General features: G+C 73.1%; 20 protein-coding genes and 1 pseudogene. 10 read left to right on the top strand and 11 right to left on the bottom strand.

All coding sequences use genetic code 11. The annotated features are described in order from the left end of the window. Positions 1 to 559: 559 nt before the first annotated feature. From ACIRJT_RS30630 to ACIRJT_RS30615, 4 genes and pseudogenes are all read right to left on the bottom strand, one after another. A complete protein-coding gene (locus ACIRJT_RS30630; RefSeq protein WP_403915448.1) occupies positions 560 to 721 on the bottom strand; it encodes a hypothetical protein in 162 nt (53 codons plus the stop codon). 173 nt (positions 722 to 894) lie between these two features. Beyond that, entirely contained in the window at positions 895 to 1,434 is a 540-nt protein-coding gene (locus ACIRJT_RS30625) for a DUF6630 family protein (protein WP_403915445.1), read from the bottom strand. Between the two features lie 125 nt (positions 1,435 to 1,559). Further along, the gene (locus ACIRJT_RS30620; RefSeq protein ID WP_403915443.1) at positions 1,560 to 1,775 is read right to left on the bottom strand and encodes a hypothetical protein; all 216 of its coding nucleotides are present in this window, start codon (positions 1,773 to 1,775) and stop codon (positions 1,560 to 1,562) included. A gap of 38 nt (positions 1,776 to 1,813) precedes the next feature. After that, positions 1,814 to 2,314, bottom strand: a pseudogene (locus ACIRJT_RS30615) (alpha/beta hydrolase); the annotation flags it as partial. 208 nt (positions 2,315 to 2,522) lie between these two features. Here ACIRJT_RS30615 and ACIRJT_RS30610 point away from each other — a divergent pair. The 3 genes from ACIRJT_RS30610 (at position 2,523) to ACIRJT_RS30600 (ending at position 6,654) form a co-directional block, all read left to right on the top strand. Beyond that, positions 2,523 to 4,556: an ATP-binding protein gene (locus ACIRJT_RS30610; protein ID WP_403915678.1), complete on the top strand. Its 2,034-nt coding sequence runs from the start codon at positions 2,523 to 2,525 to the stop codon at positions 4,554 to 4,556. Positions 4,557 to 4,722: 166 nt separating this feature from the next. After that, the gene (locus ACIRJT_RS30605; RefSeq protein WP_403915440.1) at positions 4,723 to 5,223 is read left to right on the top strand and encodes a GNAT family N-acetyltransferase; all 501 of its coding nucleotides are present in this window, start codon (positions 4,723 to 4,725) and stop codon (positions 5,221 to 5,223) included. A gap of 198 nt (positions 5,224 to 5,421) precedes the next feature. After that, positions 5,422 to 6,654, top strand: a complete 1,233-nt coding sequence (locus ACIRJT_RS30600) for a serine hydrolase domain-containing protein (RefSeq protein ID WP_403915438.1) — start codon at positions 5,422 to 5,424, stop codon at positions 6,652 to 6,654. A gap of 80 nt (positions 6,655 to 6,734) precedes the next feature. On the opposite strand, the gene ACIRJT_RS30595 is transcribed toward ACIRJT_RS30600, so the two are convergent. Next, entirely contained in the window at positions 6,735 to 7,532 is a 798-nt protein-coding gene (locus tag ACIRJT_RS30595) for a PepSY domain-containing protein (protein ID WP_403915436.1), read from the bottom strand. A 197-nt stretch (positions 7,533 to 7,729) separates the two neighbouring features. Between ACIRJT_RS30595 and ACIRJT_RS30590 the strand changes: the two genes are divergently transcribed. The 6 genes from ACIRJT_RS30590 (at position 7,730) to ACIRJT_RS30565 (ending at position 12,939) form a co-directional block, all read left to right on the top strand. Next, complete coding sequence (locus tag ACIRJT_RS30590) at positions 7,730 to 7,978, top strand: DUF6296 family protein (protein WP_403915675.1); 249 nt, start codon at positions 7,730 to 7,732, stop codon at positions 7,976 to 7,978. A gap of 187 nt (positions 7,979 to 8,165) precedes the next feature. Continuing rightward, positions 8,166 to 8,927 (top strand): DeoR/GlpR family DNA-binding transcription regulator, encoded by a 762-nt coding sequence (locus tag ACIRJT_RS30585; protein ID WP_403915672.1) that lies wholly within the window; start codon positions 8,166 to 8,168, stop codon positions 8,925 to 8,927. Next, on the top strand, positions 8,924 to 9,871 hold the full coding sequence (gene pfkB / locus ACIRJT_RS30580) for a 1-phosphofructokinase (protein WP_403915433.1): 948 nt from the start codon (positions 8,924 to 8,926) through the stop codon (positions 9,869 to 9,871). The genes ACIRJT_RS30585 and pfkB overlap by 4 nt, the downstream gene beginning before the upstream one ends. A gap of 159 nt (positions 9,872 to 10,030) precedes the next feature. Next, positions 10,031 to 12,124, top strand: a complete 2,094-nt coding sequence (locus ACIRJT_RS30575) for a fructose-specific PTS transporter subunit EIIC (RefSeq protein WP_403915431.1) — start codon at positions 10,031 to 10,033, stop codon at positions 12,122 to 12,124. A gap of 49 nt (positions 12,125 to 12,173) precedes the next feature. Further along, on the top strand, positions 12,174 to 12,446 hold the full coding sequence (locus tag ACIRJT_RS30570) for an HPr family phosphocarrier protein (protein ID WP_403915428.1): 273 nt from the start codon (positions 12,174 to 12,176) through the stop codon (positions 12,444 to 12,446). A gap of 61 nt (positions 12,447 to 12,507) precedes the next feature. After that, a complete protein-coding gene (locus tag ACIRJT_RS30565; protein WP_403915426.1) occupies positions 12,508 to 12,939 on the top strand; it encodes a protein-tyrosine phosphatase family protein in 432 nt (143 codons plus the stop codon). On the opposite strand, the gene lepB is transcribed toward ACIRJT_RS30565, so the two are convergent. The 3 genes from lepB to ACIRJT_RS30550 form a co-directional block, all read right to left on the bottom strand. Next, positions 12,936 to 13,658, bottom strand: a complete 723-nt coding sequence (lepB, locus tag ACIRJT_RS30560; protein ID WP_403915423.1) for a signal peptidase I — start codon at positions 13,656 to 13,658, stop codon at positions 12,936 to 12,938. The two genes, ACIRJT_RS30565 and lepB, sit on opposite strands and share 4 nt — an antisense overlap. A gap of 108 nt (positions 13,659 to 13,766) precedes the next feature. Next, positions 13,767 to 14,057: a hypothetical protein gene (locus ACIRJT_RS30555; protein ID WP_403915421.1), complete on the bottom strand. Its 291-nt coding sequence runs from the start codon at positions 14,055 to 14,057 to the stop codon at positions 13,767 to 13,769. Positions 14,058 to 14,168: 111 nt separating this feature from the next. Beyond that, the gene (locus ACIRJT_RS30550; RefSeq protein ID WP_403915419.1) at positions 14,169 to 14,678 is read right to left on the bottom strand and encodes a DUF664 domain-containing protein; all 510 of its coding nucleotides are present in this window, start codon (positions 14,676 to 14,678) and stop codon (positions 14,169 to 14,171) included. An 82-nt stretch (positions 14,679 to 14,760) separates the two neighbouring features. Between ACIRJT_RS30550 and ACIRJT_RS30545 the strand changes: the two genes are divergently transcribed. Then, on the top strand, positions 14,761 to 15,126 hold the full coding sequence (locus ACIRJT_RS30545; RefSeq protein WP_403915417.1) for an iron chaperone: 366 nt from the start codon (positions 14,761 to 14,763) through the stop codon (positions 15,124 to 15,126). Between the two features lie 28 nt (positions 15,127 to 15,154). Here ACIRJT_RS30545 and ACIRJT_RS30540 read toward each other — a convergent pair whose 3' ends face one another. The 3 genes from ACIRJT_RS30540 to ACIRJT_RS30530 form a co-directional block, all read right to left on the bottom strand. Then, the gene (locus tag ACIRJT_RS30540; protein WP_403915415.1) at positions 15,155 to 16,183 is read right to left on the bottom strand and encodes an alpha/beta fold hydrolase; all 1,029 of its coding nucleotides are present in this window, start codon (positions 16,181 to 16,183) and stop codon (positions 15,155 to 15,157) included. A 157-nt stretch (positions 16,184 to 16,340) separates the two neighbouring features. Beyond that, positions 16,341 to 16,574 carry a hypothetical protein gene (locus ACIRJT_RS30535; protein ID WP_403915412.1) on the bottom strand — a complete coding sequence of 78 codons (234 nt, stop codon included), beginning with the start codon at positions 16,572 to 16,574 and terminating at the stop codon, positions 16,341 to 16,343. Between the two features lie 6 nt (positions 16,575 to 16,580). Beyond that, positions 16,581 to 17,255, bottom strand: coding sequence for a TNT domain-containing protein (locus ACIRJT_RS30530; RefSeq protein ID WP_403915410.1), 675 nt, complete (start codon positions 17,253 to 17,255; stop codon positions 16,581 to 16,583). Between the last annotated feature and the right edge of the window lies 1 nt (position 17,256).

Below are 17,256 nucleotides of genomic sequence, written 5' to 3'. Positions count from 1 at the left end.
GCGGACACCGCGCGGGACCGGGGCCCGGCCGGGCGGCCGGGCACGCGGAGACGGCGGGCGGCAGGAGCCTTGACGGCGGGAGCGGGGCGACAGCCGCCGCCGGGTGGCCCTCGGCGGGACGCGCGGTGCCCGCAGGCGACGCCCGCGAGCGGGGGCAGCGGCCACAGAGGGCGGGTCACCACGGGAAACAGGGGAAGGAGCCCGCCCGGGAAACCGCAGGCCCCCCGGGGGCGCCCGCCGCTCCGACCCTGCGGCCGCGCCACCCCTCGGCGGCCGGCTGGGAGCGCTCTCCACGCGGCTGCGTGGACCGCTCACCGAAGCACGGCCGCCGGGCGGTCGCGGCGGGTGGACCGGGGGCCGCGGCGGCATCGGGCGCGATGTCGCACGCCCGGCCTTCCGCGGCCTCAGCCGGTTCCCCTGGCGACAGCTCTTCAGCAAACCATCGCGTCACGAACGCAAGAATATGGCAATAGTTGCAGGACGTTTATCGTCCCGTGATGGACATGCCCGCCCGGAGGCGGCTGCGACCGAGGTTCCGGGCCGTCTTCCAGGACCCCGCTCAGCGGGCCGCGGCGGCCGTCCGCACCGTGCCGAAGTCGATGGCGCGGTCGGCTTCGCGCAGGACCTCCTCGGCCACTCTGCGTACTTCGGCGGGCACGTCGCCGTGCTCCTGCACGAGGCCGGCGTAGATCGGTGCTTCGGTGCTGTCTGCGGAACTCATACGGTTTTTCCCCGTCGGTCTGGTGCGAAAAGCCCCTGCCGGTCGGCGGAGGCGGGGGCGAGTGTACGTGGTGGGCGGCGGCGGTCGCGATTCCATTCCGGCGCGCGGACCTCGCCGCACCTGCTGGAAAAGCTCCCCGTCCCGGCCCCGGAGAGCGCTGGACGGCGGCTCCGTCACCGCCTGCGGCGGCCCGTGCCGAGGTGCTGCACAGGAAAGCCCGCACGGCCGGCGAGCGCGGTCAGCTCATCGACACGGAACGCCCGCAGGCCCACCACCGGATAGCAGTCGGACGCGATGTCGAGGACGGCCAGCGCCGCACCGACCTCCCGGTAGCGGCGGCCACAGGCGTGCAGGAACTCCTCGGTCGGCAGGAGCATCTCCTCGGCCTCGAACAGCACCCATGGATCCACGGAGGGCCGCGACCCCAGCGTCCGCAGCCGGGCCCGGATCTCCTGCGCGTCCTCCTTCCAGTCGAACTCCGCGAGCAGACCGTGTGTGTCGAGCGCGTCGACGAGCGCGATCCGGGCGAGGCCGTCCACCGGCTCGTCGATGCCCCGGTCCGCCAGGCGGCCCTCGAAGGCGCGAACGTAGTCGTGCGGGCGGTCGTGGGCGCGCAGCACCTCCTCGGCCACGGCGGGGTGAGCCGGGGCGAGCAGTGAGGCGATCTCGGCCAGGGCGGTGCGGATCGCGTCGGCGTCGTGCGGGTCGGACATGTCGTGCTCTCCTCCGAGGAAGCGGGATCGGGCCGGGATCGGGCCGGGAGCGGGCGCTCGCGGTGGAAACCGGGAGCCGGGGCACGGAGTGCAACGGGAGCCGGTGAACGGGGCCGGGCCGTGCTCTAGGTGGTGCCCGCCGAGCGCCGACGCCGGGCCTCGGGCAGGGGGCGGTGACCCTCGGTCCACTCGTTCACCCAACCGCAGCCCGAACAGGCGTACCGCCCGTCGAGGCCCGCGATCAGGGTGCCGCAGCGCGCGCATCCGATGTAGGTGATCTCCGGGTGCTCCGTGGCCGCTTCGTCCGGGGAACGCCGCTCCGGGCGGGGTGAGGTCGTCATCGTCCGGCCTCCGTTCCCGCGGCGTCCAGCAGGATCCGGGCGGGATCGGTGACGGTGGCGCCGGGGTGAGGTGACGAGCCGCCGAGGAACCGGGCGAGCCGCTCCTCGGTGAGGCCCTGGTCCGCGCAGTCGGCGGCGGCCGGCGGCGGCCAGAAACCCGCGTCGGCGGCGACGGCGGCCTCGACGCCGGCCCGGTCGTCCGGCCGGCCGGAGACGAAGCACTCGCCGTCGACCGGAACGCTGGAGTCGACGAACACGACGCGGGCGAGCCGGTCGCCGATCCGCTCGGCGGCCTGCCCGACCGGAATGCCCGCACAGCCGCGGCCGACCTGCACCACGTCGTGCAGGCCGAGGCACTCGACCTCGTCGGCGATGTCCTGGACGCGCGTCCGCTGCCCCGCCGCCGCCTCCTGCTTGTCGGCGAGGCCCGACAGGGTCAACGGGTGGACCCCGTGACCGGCCGCGCGCAGGCCGGGCTCCACGTCGCGCCACGCCCACGGGCCGAGCCAGGCCCCCGCCACCCGTACGAATTGCGTCATGCCAGCAACGTAGCGCAGGAGTACGACAGTCCCCTCGGCCGCGGACGGGCCGGCCGCAGCACCGGCACGGGACATCGGGGCGCAGGCACGCCACACCCTTTCGATCCAAGCGACTTGCCGATCGAGCAGGATGCATTGTCGGCCGTTTCTGACTGCTTTTCGCTATGAACGGAGGCGGTGGACCGCGGCGAGGCAGGATGTCCCCGTGATGGGCAACCTCCCCGTCGCGACGACCAGCTTCGTCGGACGCGACAACGAACTGGTCAGCGTCGAACGGGCACTTCGAGATCATCGGCTGGTCACGCTCACCGGCCCCGGCGGGGTGGGCAAGACCCGGCTGGCCCTGCGCACCGCCGAGCGTGCCCGGGACCAGTACGCCGACGGCGTCTGGTGGGCCGACCTTTCCCATCTGCACGACGCGCAACTGCTCGCCACCACCGTCTGCGACGGCGTCGGACTCCTGGACCACAGCCCCCGCCGGCCCGTGGCCGCGCTCGCCGAATGGCTGTCCGGCCGCCGTCTGCTCCTCGTTCTCGACTGCTGCGAGCGGATCGTCGGTCCCTGCGGGCAGCTCGTCGCCGAACTGCTCGCCTCGGCACCGGGGTTGACGGTCCTGGCCACCAGCAGGGAACCCTTGGGCGCGGCGGACGAGAAACGCGTCGAGGTGCCCCCGCTCGCCGCGGGCGACGACGGTGACGAGGCCGTCCGGCTCTTCCACCAGCGCGCGGCCGCCGTCGCCCCGGGCCTCTCGCTCGACGACCCCGGGAGCGCGGCCGCCGCCGCCGAGATCTGCCGTCGGCTCGACGGCATACCGCTCGCCGTCGAACTGGCCTGCGTCCAGCTCCGCGAGAGCAGCGCGCAGGAGATCGCCGGGCGGCTGGCCTCCCGGATGGAGGAGCTCGCCGACGACACCCTCTGGCCCCGCCGCCACCGTGCCCTGCGCACCACGATCGGCTGGAGCCACGAGCTCTGCGCACCGCTGGAGCGGCTGCTGTGGGCGCGGCTCTCCGTCTTCCGCGGCGTCATCACGACTCCGGACGCGGAGGCGGTGTGCGCGGGCGGGCCGCTGGAGGCCGGGGCCGTCGCCCCGGCCCTGGAACGCCTGGCCGACCAGTCCGTGCTCCGGCGGACCGAGAACGGCTACCGGATGCTGGACACGCTGCGCGAGTACGGGGCGATGTGGCTGGCGGAGCTCGGGGAGGACGCACTCCTCTCGGACCGCCACGCCCGGCACTTCGCCCATGTCGCCGTCCAGGCGTACGCGGGCTGGCTCGGGCCCTCGCAGGTCCTCTGGTACCACCGGATCGCCGACACCCACGCGGACCTGTGCGCGGCCCTGGACCACCTGCTGGCCGAGGACCCGGAGATGGCGATGGAGATGGCCGGGTGCGCGGGCCTGTTCTGGAGCTGCTGCGGTCACCTGCACCAGGCCCGCGCGTATCTGGAACGGGTGCTCGCCCTGCCGCTCTCCGCCGGTCCTCACCGCACCCGGGCGCTATGGGCCCTGGGCATCACGCTGACCCTCCAGGGCGACCACGAGGCGGCCCGCCGCACGGGCGAGGAGTGCCGGCACGCGGCGCACCGCGACGAGGACCCCGAGGCGGTGCTGCTCGCGGCCCACTCCGTGAGCTTCACGTATCTGATGATGGGCCGGCCGCTCACCGCGTACGCCGTCAGCGACCGCGCGCTCAGCCACCACGACGGCGACCCCGCCGACGCGCCCTCGCAGCTGCGCTGCCGCGTGATACGCCTGTTCGCGCTGTCCGCGCTCGGCCGGCTCGACGAGGCGTACGAGGAGGCCATGCGGCTCCAGCGGATCAGTCTGCGGTTCGGCGAGCACTGGGCACGGGCGTACGCCGATCATCAACTCGCCCTCATCCACCTGCTCCAGGGCCGCCCGCGTCACGCCGAGAGCCACGCGCGCGCGATGCTCGCGAGCAAGCACGAGCTCCATGACAGCCTCGGCATAGCGCTCGGCCTCGATCTGCTCGCCGGTTCCATCGCCGCGCAGGGGAACGGAGTGGCCGCGGCCCGTGCCTCCGGCACCGGACACGCCTACTGGCGCATGATCGGCCACCCGCACCGGGGCACCCCGGAGCTCGGGGCGATCCGCGAGCAGTGGGAGCTCCGGGCGCGGCAGGTCGCGGGCGACTCGGCGTACGAGCGGGCCTACCGGCGCGCCTCGGCCGACGACGCCGAACGCGGCCTGGCCCACGCGCTGGAGCGCGGGAATCCCGGATAGCGGGAGAAGCCCGGCGCACCGGCCCCCGCCCGTCCGCCTCGCCTGGTTCCCGCCCGGCGGCCGGACGGGAACCAGGACACCCGAATCCCGGACACCGGACCCTGAAGGCCGAGCCCCCGGCCCCGAGCCCCGGACACTCCGTCGAGGCACCACTTAGCATCCCCGTATGACGTCCATCAGCCGGCTCCGAGCCGACCACGCCGAGGCTCTGCTCGCCTTCGAGCGCGAGAACCGGGCCTACTTCGCCGCGTCCATTCCCGACCGGGGCGACGACTACTTCGCCGCATTCGCCGAACGCCACCGCGAGCTGCTCGCCGAGCAGGACGCGGGGCTGCACCACTTCCACCTCATCGAGGACGACGACGGCGTCCTGGGCCGGATCAACCTCCTCGGGGTGCGGGAGAATTCGGCCGAGCTGGGCTACCGGATAGCCGAGAAGGCCGCGGGGCGCGGGCTGGCCACCTGGGCGGTCCAGCAGGTCTGCGCCCTGGCGGTCCGGGAGTACGGGCTCACCGCGCTGCGCGCGGAGACGACGCTGGACAACACGGGATCCCGCGCGGTGCTGGCGCACTCGGGGTTCGAGCCGCTGGAGGACGTCATGTTCGGCGACCGCCCCGGGCGTCGGTACGTCCTGGATCTGAGCGGGGGCGCTCCCCCGACCCGCTGAGCGGCGCCGCCGGAGGATGCGGCGACGTGGAGCGGGCGGGTGGCCGGCGCACGGCCCGGCACCGACGGTGTGGCGGTGATCGGCCGGATGGTCCACCTCGGGGGCAAGCCCCGCCCGATCGCCCGATGCTGGGGCTCGCGGGAGCGGACGCCACCGCTCCGCCCACCGCGCACCGCGCACCGCCTTCAGGAGGCCCCCGTGCCCGTACGTTCTCATCCTGACGCCCCGCTCCCCCGCCGTCGGTCCCGGCGGCGAAGAGCCGTCGTCGCGGCCCTGGCGGCCGCATCGCTCGCCGGGCTGATCACCGGCCCGGCCCACGCGGGCGGCGACGGGGGCGACGGCCCGCACGGGCCGGTCGACCCCACGCTGCGGCGGAGGCTCCAGGCACTCGTGGACACCCCGGGAGGGCCGCCAGGCGCCATCGCCGTCCTCACGTCGAACGGCCGGAGCGAGGTGTACCGGGCGGGTACGTCGCAGCTCGGCACCGGGCGTCCGCCCAGGACCACCGACCACATGCGGATCGCCAGCGCGGCGAAGGCCTTCAGCGGCTCGGTCGCCCTGCAGCTGGCCGAGCGGGGCGCGCTCGGCCTGGACGACACGATCGGCCGACGGCTGCCCCGGCTCCCCGCCGCCTGGCACCGGGTGACGCTCCGCCAGCTTCTGAACCACACCAGCGGTCTGCCCGACTACACCGAGGCCCCGGCCTTCATCGCCGAGCTGACGGCCGACCCGCGGCGGCGCTTCGACTCCCGCCGACTGCTGAACTACGTCGCCGGGGACCCTCTGCGATTCCGGCCGGGCTCGGCGTACCACTACTCCAACTCCGACAACATCGCCGTGGCGCTGATGGCCGAGGCGGCTACGGGGCAGCGGTACGAGAAGCTCCTCGCCGAATTCGTGTACCGGCCGCTCGGCCTGCGCGACACCAGCCTCCCGCAGGGCTACCGCCTTCCCGAGCCCTATCTGCACGGCTACGCGGTGGACCCGCCGGACGCGCCGGAAGACGTCAGCACGGCCCTCGGCACGTCGGGCATCTGGGCGTCGGGGGGCATCGTCTCCACACCTCGGGACCTGGGAGGCTTCATCCGCGGCTACGCCGGCGGGCTGGGCCTCGGCCCCGAGGTCCGCCGACAGCAGCTGTCCTTCGTGGCCGGCGGCTCCGAACCGGCCGGCCCGGGGCGCAACAGAGCCGGTCTCGCCGTGTTCTCGTACGCGACGCGCTGCGGCACCGTGTACGGCCACACCGGCAACCTCCCCGGCTACACGCAGCTGGCCGCGGGGACCAAGGACGGCAAGCGGTCGCTGACCGTCTCCCTCACCTCCCAGGTGAACAGCACCACGAATCCTCGCCTGCTGGCCACCCTCCGCGAGCTCCAGGAGGACTTCGTCTGCCGGCTGCTCGACCGCCGGAAGCCGGGCGGAACGCGCTAGAAGGGCGGGAAGGGGTACGCCAGGCGTTCGGCGTACCCCTTCGAGGGTCGGGCGGTCAGGCGGGGCGGGCGGGGCCGCGGTCAGTCGTTGTCGGTCTCCTCGCGGACGATGGTGTCGTTCTTGGCGTCCACGTCGAAGGTCGTCTTCTTCCAGTCCGAGCCGACGACGTCGACCTGCCAGATGACGCCGTCGCCCTCGTTGTCGTCGAGGCCGACGGACGTGACCTTCCCCTTCTTCTTCTCGGTGGCGACCTTGGCCGCCTGCTGCGGGGTCTGGGTGGCCTGGGCGAGCCGGTCGGCCGTCTGCTTCTTGTCGTCCGCGTCCTGATCAGCGTCGACACGGGCCTCGATCACCTTGCCGTCGACCGCGTTGATCCGGACGGTGTGGACCGTGCCGTCCTTCTCCGCGACCTCCGCGACCCAGACCGGGCCCTCGGAGCCCGGGCTCGCGCTCGGGCTGGACGTACCGGTTCCGCTCGGGCTCGCGGAACCGCTCGGACTGGCCGAGCCGGTGGGGCTGCCGGATCCGGTCGGGCTGGGGCTCTGGTCCCTGTCGTCGTCGTCCACGCCCTCCAGGTCCAGATCGACCAGCTTGCCCCCGGCCACCTCGCCGGCGGCGGTGGTGGCGGCGTCGTCGAAAGTGACCTTCGTGGCGTCCAGCACCTTCTTCCGCTCCTGCTGGTCCTCGGTCAGCTGGGCGCTGGCCGAGGGCGACGTCGTCTGCTTCTGCGGGACGACCTTCGCGGCTTCGGAGGTGGCCGCGCTCGTCGCGCTGTCCGAGCTCTGACCGCATCCGGTCATCAGAACGGCCGTTGCGGCGGCCATGCCGAGGGCGCCGACCGTCTTGAGGGTGCGGGAACGGGAGGAGGCACTGTTCATTCGTCGAGGCTCAAGTCTCATGCACGCATGTCTAGCCGCCCGGACCATCGGTCATGTTGTCGCACCGGGGAGTCACCCGATCGACCGGGCGGGTCCGCCCGTTGGCCGTCGCTCCCCGGGCGGTGGACGCCGAGGTGCGAAACAATGGCGGCAGGGCCCTACCCTCCGCGCCCGGCCGGGAGGCCGTCATGGATCACATGGTGCACACCGAGCGTTACGAGCTCATCTTCCAGCTGTCCGGCGCCGCGGACGATGTGGTCCGCGTCCGGCTCACCGACCGGCTGGGGGCCGGCGGATTCCCGGTGTACGAGGACGAGACGGGGATCGTGCGCGCCGAGATCAGCGACCGGGGCGAGGTCCGCATGCTCGCCAGCGGCGGCCACCAGGTCCCCGGCACTCCCCTGCTGGCCCGGCCTCTGAGCGAGGACGCGCCCCGAACGCGGTGACCGGACCAGCCCGGGCGGGGCGCACCGCGTGACGGTGCGCCCCGCCCTGCTGTGCGCGCATGTCCGCGCGCGAGCCCACCTTTCCGTTCATGCCTATCCTTCGCCCGATTGTGTTTACATTCCCGCACCTCGGACGTAATCTGAGCGCGAAACCACAAACTCGGGCATGAAACGGAAACAAAACCACATGTACGCACCGGAGCGTCAGCAGGAGATCCTCCGCCTCGCCCAGGAGAGCGGCCGGGTCGACGTACTGTCCCTGGCCGAGGAGTTCCAGGTGACGGCCGAGACCGTTCGGCGCGACCTCAAGGCCCTGGACCGGGCGGGGCTGCTGCGCCGGGTGCACGGTGGGGCGATTCCTGTCGGGCGACTCGACTTCGAGCCCGACCTCGCCGAACGCGACGCCGTCGCCGCCGACGAGAAGGACCGCATCGCACAGGCCGCCCTCGCCGAACTGCCCGTCGACGGCAATGTGATCGTGGACGCCGGTACGACGACAGCGCGGCTCGCCGCCGCCGTACCGGTGGACGCGACGCTGACCGTGGTGACGCACGCGCTGCCGGTGGCCGCACGTCTCGCCGACCACCCGGGCATCGCGCTGCATCTGGTGGGCGGCCGGGTCCGGCACCGCACCCGCGCGGCGGTCGACGCCTGGGCGCTGGGTTCGTACGCCGAGATCAGCGCCGACGTGGTCTTCCTCGCCACCAACGGCTTCTCCCCCGACAGCGGCCTCACCACGCCCGACCTCGCCGAGGCCGCGGTCAAGCGGGCCGTGATCAGGGCGGCCCGCCGGGTCGTCCTGCTCGCCGACTCCGGCAAGTTCGGGCAGGAGCACTTCGCCCGCTTCGGCGATCTCGCCGATGTGGACCTGCTCATCACCGATACCGGCCTCAGCCCCGACGACGCCCGCTCCATCGAGAGCCGGGGCACGGAAGTGGTCCGCGCATGATCCTCACCGTCACCCCCAACCCCAGCCTGGACCGCACCTACGAGCTGCCGGCTCTGACCCGTGGCGGCGTGCTGCGCGCCACCGCGGACCGCGTCGATCCGGGCGGCAAGGGTGTCAACGTCTCCCGCGCGGTCGCGGCGGCCGGACACCGCACCGTCGCCGTCGCCCCGATGGGCGGCCCGGAGGGCGCGCTGCTCACCCGGCTGCTCGGCGATCTGGGGATCGAGGCGGTTGGCGTGCCGATCGCCGGGAACACCCGGATCAACGTCACGCTCGTCGAACCCGACGGCACCCTCACCAAGGTCAACGCGACGGGCCCCGAGCTGAGTCCGGCCGAGGCGGAGGACGTTCTGGAAGCGGTGCGGGTCCACTCGGCCGCCGCCGACTGGATCGCCTGTTGCGGAAGCCTGCCGCGCGGACTGCCGCCGCGGTGGTACGCGGAGCTGGTCGAGCGGAGCCACCGGGCCGGAGCGCGGATCGCGCTGGACACCTCCGGAGCGGCGCTGACCGCCGCACTGGAGCGGGGACCCGACGTGATCAAGCCGAATGCCCAGGAGCTCGCCGAGGCCGTCGGCCGGCCGCTCGCCACGGTGGGCGACGCGCTGAGGGCCGCCGAGGAGCTGCGTGAGCGCGGTGCCCGGTCGGTGCTGGCGAGCCTGGGCGCCGACGGGCAGTTGCTGGTCGAGGCCTCGGGTGCCTACTTCGCCACCGCACCCGTGGCCGCCGTGCGCAGCAATGTCGGCGCCGGGGACGCCTCCCTGGCCGGCTTCCTGGCGGCAGGCGGGCAGGGCCCGGAGGCTCTCACCTCGGCCGTCGCCCACGGTGCCGCGGCCGTGCAGCTGGCCGGAAGCCTCATGCCCACCCCGGCCCACCTCGATCTGCCGTCGGTCGTGACGACTTCCGACGTACCCCTGGACCGCGCGCTGACGGAGCGCGCCCCATGACCCCGTACCTCCCTTCACCGCCCACGTCCGTACCGCCCCCGTCCGTACCGCCATCGCCGCCGCACCTCCCGCGACTCCCGTACGGACCCCACCCGTACGGGCCCGCCGCCCTGTCACCCCGAGCCGCCGCACGGCGGTCCCCGAGCAAGGAGCACCGCGATGAGTGAGCTGATCACCGCGGAACTGGTCGACCTCGATCTGTCCGCCACCACGAAGGACGCCGCCGCGAGGTCGCTCGCCGAGCGGATGGTGGCCGCGCACCGCGTCACCGATCTCGAAGGCTTCCTGGCCGACGTCGCCGCCCGCGAGGCGCAGATGCCGACCGGCCTCGACGGCGGCATCGGCATCCCGCACTGCCGCAGCGAGCATGTGAGCGCCCCGACGCTGGCCTTCGGGCGCAGCGGGCCGGGCATCGACTTCGGGGCGGCCGACGGGCCGGCCGACCTGATCTTCCTCATCGCGGCACCGGCCGGGGCCGACGACGACCACCTCACCATCCTGTCGGGCCTGGCCCGCAGGCTGATGGACGCGGAGTTCACCGCCGCCCTGCGCGCCGGAACGGATCCGCGAGCGGTGGCCGCGCTGATCCGGGGCGAGGAGCAGTCGGAGGAACCCGAGCAGGAGCAGATGGAGGCGGAGAACCGAGAACAGGAACAGGAACAGAAGCAGGAGCAGGAACAGGAACAGGCGGGAACGGGGGCGGAAGCCTCAGAAGCCGCCGAAGCCGCCGAGAGCGTCCCCTTCCGGATCGTCGCCGTCACCTCCTGCCCCACCGGTATCGCCCATACCTACATGGCGGCCGAGTCCCTGGCCGCGGCGGGCCGCGCCGAGGGCGTCGAGGTGACCGTGGAGACCCAGGGTTCGGCCGGCTTCAAGAAGCTGGACCCCGCCGTCGTCGCGGCGGCGGACGCCGTGATCTGGGCGCACGACGTGGAGGTCCGGGAGAAGGCCCGCTTCCGGGGCAAGCCGCTGGTCGACGTCGGGGTCAAGGCGGGCGTCAACCGGCCGGCCGAGCTGATCGCCGAGGCCCGCCGCAAGGCGGAACGCGGGGAGATCGCCGCCGCGCCCGAAGCCGACACGTCGGCCGGCCGCGAGGACGGGGACCTGGGCGGGGACGGGAACGGATCAGGTGCGGATCACGCGCACTTCGGCGTCCGGCTCCGTACGTATCTGATGTCCGGCGTGAGCTATATGGTGCCGTTCGTCGCTGCGGGCGGACTGCTGATCGCCCTGTCGTTCGCCATCGGCGGCTATGAGATAGCGAGCGCCAAGTCGGTCGCCGACCACTTCGTCTGGGACGAGACCGACAGCTGGGCCGCGCTGCTCAACCAGATCGGCTCGGCGGCCTTCGGGTTCCTGGTGCCGGTGCTGGCCGGGTACATCGCGTACGGGATGGCGGACCGGCCTGCGCTGGTGCCCGGTTTCGTCGGCGGGGCCATCGCGCTCACGGTCAACGCCGGGTTCCTCGGAGGTCTGGTCGCCGGTCTGCTGGCCGGTGCGGTGGTGATGGCCATCCAGCGGGTCCCGGTCCACGCGACCCTGCGCGGCATCATGCCGGTTCTGGTGATCCCCCTGATCGCGTCGGCGGTCGTGGGGTTCCTGATGTTCATCGTGGTCGGCAAGCCCATCGCCTCGTTGCAGAACGCCCTCACGGACTGGCTGAACGGTCTGTCGGGCTCCAACGCGGTAATCCTCGGCGTCGTCCTCGGGCTGATGATGTGCTTCGACATGGGCGGCCCGCTGAACAAGGTGGCGTACGCCTTCGCGGTCGGCGGTCTCGCCGACCCGACGCCGGGCAGCCTCAAGGTGATGGCCGCGGTCATGGCGGCCGGGATGGTGCCGCCGCTGGCGATGGCGCTGGCCACCACCGTACGCAAGAGGCTGTTCACGAAGACCGAGCGCGAGAACGGCCGCGCGGCCTGGGTGCTGGGCGCCTCGTTCATCACGGAGGGCGCGATCCCGTTCGCCGCCGCCGATCCGCTGCGGGTCATCCCGTCGGTGATGGCGGGCGGCGCGGTCACCGGCGCCCTGTCGATGGCCTTCGGCGCGACCCTGCGCGCTCCGCACGGCGGCGTCTTCGTCGTCCCGCTGATCGGCGAGCCGTTCCTCTACCTGCTCGCCGTCGCCGCCGGGACGCTGGTCGCGACCGCGCTCGTCGTCCTGCTCAAGGGCGTACGCAGGACGGCTCCGGAGGCGGCCGGGGAGGCGGGGCACACGGGCTCCGACGACTCCCGGGTCACCGTCGCCGCCTGAGCTCCGTGTCCGCCCCTCCTCCCGCACGCCCCTTCCCAAGGAGTGATCCATGCACCAGCAGACCGTCGCCATAGCCTCCCGCAGCGGGCTCCACGCGCGTCCGGCGTCGCTGTTCGTCAAGGCCGCCGCCCGTCAGCCGGTCAAGGTGACCATCGCCCGTGAGGGCCGCGACCCGGTCGACGCGCGCAGCATGCTCGCGGTGCTGGCCCTGGCCGCCCCGCACGGGGAGATCGTCGTGCTCAGCGCCGAGGGCAACGGGGCGCGGGCGGCGGTCGAGGAGTTGGCCGAGCTGCTCGCGCGGGATCTCGACGCCGCGGTCTGACCCCCGGTCGCCTTCTCCGATGCGAACCGTCGGCGGCTGCCGTGTCGATAGATTGGGACACATGACCGAGACGTGGAACGCCGCCGACCCGGCTGTCCTGGCCCTGCCGTCCGGACGGCTCGTACGCGGCCGGGGTCTGCGCAAGCCCTTGCCCGCGGGCCCCGAACCCGACTTCGCCGTATACCTCCTCGGGCGCACCCCGCCCCCGGTCGCCTGGGAGTCGCGGTGGCTGCGGTGGCCGGACTTCCGGCTCCCGGCGGACCGGGCGGCGGCGCGGGACCTCCTCCAGGAGGTGTGGGACCGGGCCGCCGGGACGCGGGTCGAGGTGGCCTGCGGCGGTGGGATGGGCCGCACCGGGACGGCGCTGGCCTGTCTGGCCGTCCTGGACGGGGTCCCCGCCGAGGAGGCGGTGACGTTCGTGCGCGCCGGCTACCACCCGCGCGCGGTGGAGACGCCCTGGCAGCGCCGTTACGTACGGACCTTCGCGCGTTAGCGAGCGGCGGGGCCCCGGGGCTTCTCGGGCACGCTGTCGAAGGTGCCCGGCACCGGCAGGGTGCTCCAGCGGCCGACCGGCCAGGCGATGACGACGGCCCTGCCGACGACCTCGTCGACCGGGACCATCCCCTGGTTCGGGTCGTCCTGGTGGTAGCGGGAGTCGGCGGAGGCCTGACGGTGGTCCCCCATCACCCAGATCTTGCCCTCGGGCACGGTGACCTTGAACCGGCCGCCGTCCTCGTCGTCGCTGCAGGGAGTGTTGCCGGGGAAGACGTACGGCTCGTCCAGGGCGGCGCCGTTGACCTTCACCGGCCCGTCGCCCTCGCACTCCACGGTGTCGCCTCCGACGCCGATGACCCGTTTGATGAGGTCCTTCTCCTCGGCGGAGGGCATCACGCCGACGAAGCTGAGCACCTTCTGCACGGTGTTGGGCGGGTCCACGGGCACGCCCGCGAGCCAGTCCGACGGGTCGTGGAAGACGACCACCTCACCGCGCTCCGGCTCCGACCCGAACCACGGGGTCAGCTTGTCGACGAGGACCCGGTCGCCCCGCTGAAGGGTGTTCTGCATGGAGTCCGAGGGGATGGAGAAGGCCTGCACCAGGAACGTCTTGATGAGCAGCGCCAGCACCAGGGCGACGCCGACGAGGAGTGGCAGCTCCACCCAGAACGGCCGGCTCTTCCGCGTCCTCGACCGCCGTGCTCCCGCTCGCCCCATTGGACCGCTCCTCGCCCCGTGTACCGCCCGCCCGTCCCTGGGGGAACGGATCCGGAGATCCACTCTATGGGGCGTGTTGAGCGGAGAGGGACGCCAGGGGCCGTCCGGTCAGGCGGGTCCCGCGCCGACCGGAGGGACGGTCGCGCCCTCGCCGGCGCGGACGGCCTCGACCACGCTCTGGTGGAAGGTGCGGCTCTCCTCCTCGGAGGGGCACGGCACGGGGCTGCCGGTCAGGGTGAACCAGTCCGACGAGCCGCTGTACTGCACGGCCACCGACGCCTGTCCTTCGGACCAGGTCGTGTGCACCGTGAGATCGCCGCTCAGGATGCCCGCTTCCTCGGTGCGTACTCCGCCGGTTCCCGCGTAGACCCCGCTGGTCGTCCAAGATGCCCAGCTCATGACGGTCACCTTTCGGACGATGGCAAGCCTGTCCAGCCGACTCCTTCCGAGTATGGCACCGCCGGTGGGACTGCGCACGGGTGTGCGAGAGCCCGGTTCCGCCACCGCCGCTCAGGCGCGTTCCAGCATTCCCCGGACGAAGGCGGCCTGGCCGGCGTGCTGGAGGTCCTCGGCGATGACGCTGATCAGCCGGACCCCGAGCGTCACCGGAGGTGACCAGCCCTCGTCGACGATCCGGTCCAGCGCGTGGCCCTCCAGTCCCGCGACGAATTCCAGGGTCCGCTCGTGCACGGCGTCGAAGTAGCCGAGAAGAGGTCCGGCGGAGTCCACGCGGACGGCGGCGACCTCGTCGGCACGGTGTCCGTAGCCCGTCGCCGTCTCGTCGAACGGCAGCCCGAAGGTGTCCGCCCAGCCTTCGGTGAGCCAGATCTGTCCGGTTCCGGTGGCGTCGGCGATGTGGTCGTCCTGGACGCGGGTGAGATGCCAGACCAGCCAGGAGATGGAGTTCGCCCCCGCGTCGACACGGGCGTTGAGGTCGTCGGGCGTGAGTCCTTCGACCGCCGCGTGGACCGCTTCCGCGACCCGGTCGAACGCTTCGGCCAGCATGCCTGCGGTGTTCATCCGTCCACCATGGCCCGGAGGGCCGCGGCTCCCGGGCGCGACACACCGCCGGACCGGCGGTGTGTCGCCGTACGATCCGCTCATGGTCCGAAGCAGCGCGCAGAACGTCGATCAGTACCTCGCCGAGGCCCCGGAGGCCCGCCGGGCCGCGCTCACGGCGCTGCGCGCGCTGTGCCGGGAGGAGCTGACGGGGTTCGGCGAGGTGATGGCGTACGGCATGCCCGCCTACGAGCGGGACGGGACGGGCGAGATCGCCTTCGCCGACCAGAAGCAGTACATCTCGTTCTACCTGATGCGCACGGACGTCCGCGACGCGTTCGCGGACCGGCTTGCCTCCCACGACATGGGCAAGGGCTGCCTGCGCTTCCGCGACCCGGGGAAGATCGACTTCGCACTCGTCCGCGATCTGCTGCGGGCGACGGCGGCGACCCGCGGCCCGGCCTGCTGACGCGGGCGCGTCGTGGCCGGGGCGGCCCTCAGCGCAGGCCGTGCAGCCAGTCGGCCAGCAGGCGGTTGACCTCGTCGGGGCGTTCCTGCTGGATCCAGTGGCCGCAGCCTTCGAGGATGTGGGCGGCGGACAGACCGGGGAGAGTCCGCGGGTAGGCGTCGATGGCGTCGGACATCCAGGTGGTGGAGGCGTCCAGGGCGCCGCCGATGAAGATCGAGGGCTGGCTGATGGGTGTTCCGTCCCAGGCGGCGAGGTCCTCCCAGTCCCGGTCGACGTTGCGGTAGCGGTTGAGCGCGCCGGTCAGTCCGGTGCGCTCGAACTCCTCCGCGTAGACGTCGAGGTCCCGTTCGTCGAGCCAGCCGGGGAGGCGGCCGGTGGGGAACCGGTCGGCCATCCGCCCACCGGTGGGCACGAAGAAGAGCCTGCCGTGGTCGGCGGGGGCCGGCGTGCCTCCGGTCAGTCCCGCGTAGAAGCCGGCGAGCCAGCCGCGTACGTCCGGTTCGATCTCCGCCTCGGCGCGGCCGGGGGTCTGGAAGTAGCTGACGTAGAACTCCTCCTCGCCTCCGATGCCCGCGAAGCCGTCGGTGGGCCTGGGGCCTCCCCGGGGCGCGTACGGGACGCTCAGCAGCGCGACCGCCGTGAAGACGTCCGGCCTGAGCAGGGCGCTGTTCGCGGCGATGGGCGAGCCCCAGTCGTGTCCGACGACCGTGGCGGTCTCCTCGCCGAGGGCGTGGACGACGGCGGTGTTGTCGGCGACGTGGGCGAGCATGCGGTAGGCGTCGATGGAGACGGGGGCAGAGGAGCGTCCGTAGCCGCGTACGTCGATGGCGACGGCCCGGTATCCGGCGGCCGCCAGGGCGGGGAGCTGGTGGCGCCAGGAGTACCAGGACTCGGGGAAGCCGTGGACGAGGAGAACGAGGGGACCCGTGCCCTGTTCGACGCAGTGGATCCGGCCGCCGGGGACGTCGACCGTCCGGTGCGTCGCGCCGGGCAGGAGGGCGGAGGGGCGGGCTGCACGGTCTGCGGACGGCGGGGGTACGGGGGTGGGCTCCGGCATGGCTCCTCCTCGGGCGCCCCGTGCGGGCGGGGCGGTCGTGACGCTTCGGCGGCGGCCCGGCAGGAGCCCGGCCGCCCGGTCACGATCATTCGGCCGACGCGACCGCACGGACAAGGATATTTGCCGTTCCGGCAAAACAATGGGGCGGGGACCGGCTTCAGACGAGCAGGCTCAGCAGATGAGCGCAGGCGGCGGCCTCGTCCGGGTGGTGGGCGAGGACTTCGTGGGTGCCGCGCTCGAACGCCCCGGTCTCCCAGCCGCCGCCCTCGCCCCGCCGGACGAAGAGGAAGTCCGGCGGGGTGGGAACGGGCTCGTGGACGCCTTCGATCCGGTAGTAACCGCCAGGGATACGTGCCTCGACGAGTACGGCGTGCAACGCCCGGCGGTCCATGGCGGGTTACGCGCCCGCGGGCGTCAGGTAGGCGTTGTCCAGCAGCCACTTCACATTGAGCCGCTGCCCCTCGCCCGGGTCGAGGAACACCGCGTCGAGCTTGATCTGCTGGCCGCCACCGGGCTGCTCGAACCACGGGGCGATGCCGCCCTGCCAGACCCAGAAGGGCTTGGCGACCTTGTAGACCCGGTAGTCACAAGGGCTGGCCGCGTCACGGGTGTTCAGATTCTGCGGGGGCAGGGCGCGCTCGGCGTAGGCGTCGCCCGCGGGCGCGAGGTAGCCGCCGTACTCCGAGCCGAAGCGGTCCAGGCGCTGGCCGGTGCGGAGCTTCACGGGCTCCTTGTCGATCTCGCCGTTCACCTCGGCGAAGCCGTCGTTGGGCGGGTACTTCCAGCTGCCGGTGTCCGCGGGCCCTTCCCAGTACTTCTTGAGGAAGTCCTTCGGGGCGAGGTCACCGGTGCGCTGCCAGCCCTTCAGGAGCGGGCCGACCGGGGCGAGCCGCTTGTTCGGCAGCCACTTGGGGCCGAGGCGGGCGTCGCCGCGGAACTCTCCGGTGCAGGGTTCGTGGCGCTCGGCGGCGGGCGCGGGCCGGGCGGGCCCCGGTGCGGCGGTGGCCGCCGGGGCGGAGATCAGTCCGGCGGTGATGCCGAGCGCGGCGAGTACGGTACGCATGCGGTTCATT

The sequence above is a fragment of the Streptomyces sp. NPDC102283 genome (assembly GCF_044766265.1).
Taxonomy (GTDB): Bacteria; Actinomycetota; Actinomycetes; order Streptomycetales; family Streptomycetaceae; genus Streptomyces.
This window is presented reverse-complemented; position numbering and strand designations above follow the sequence as displayed.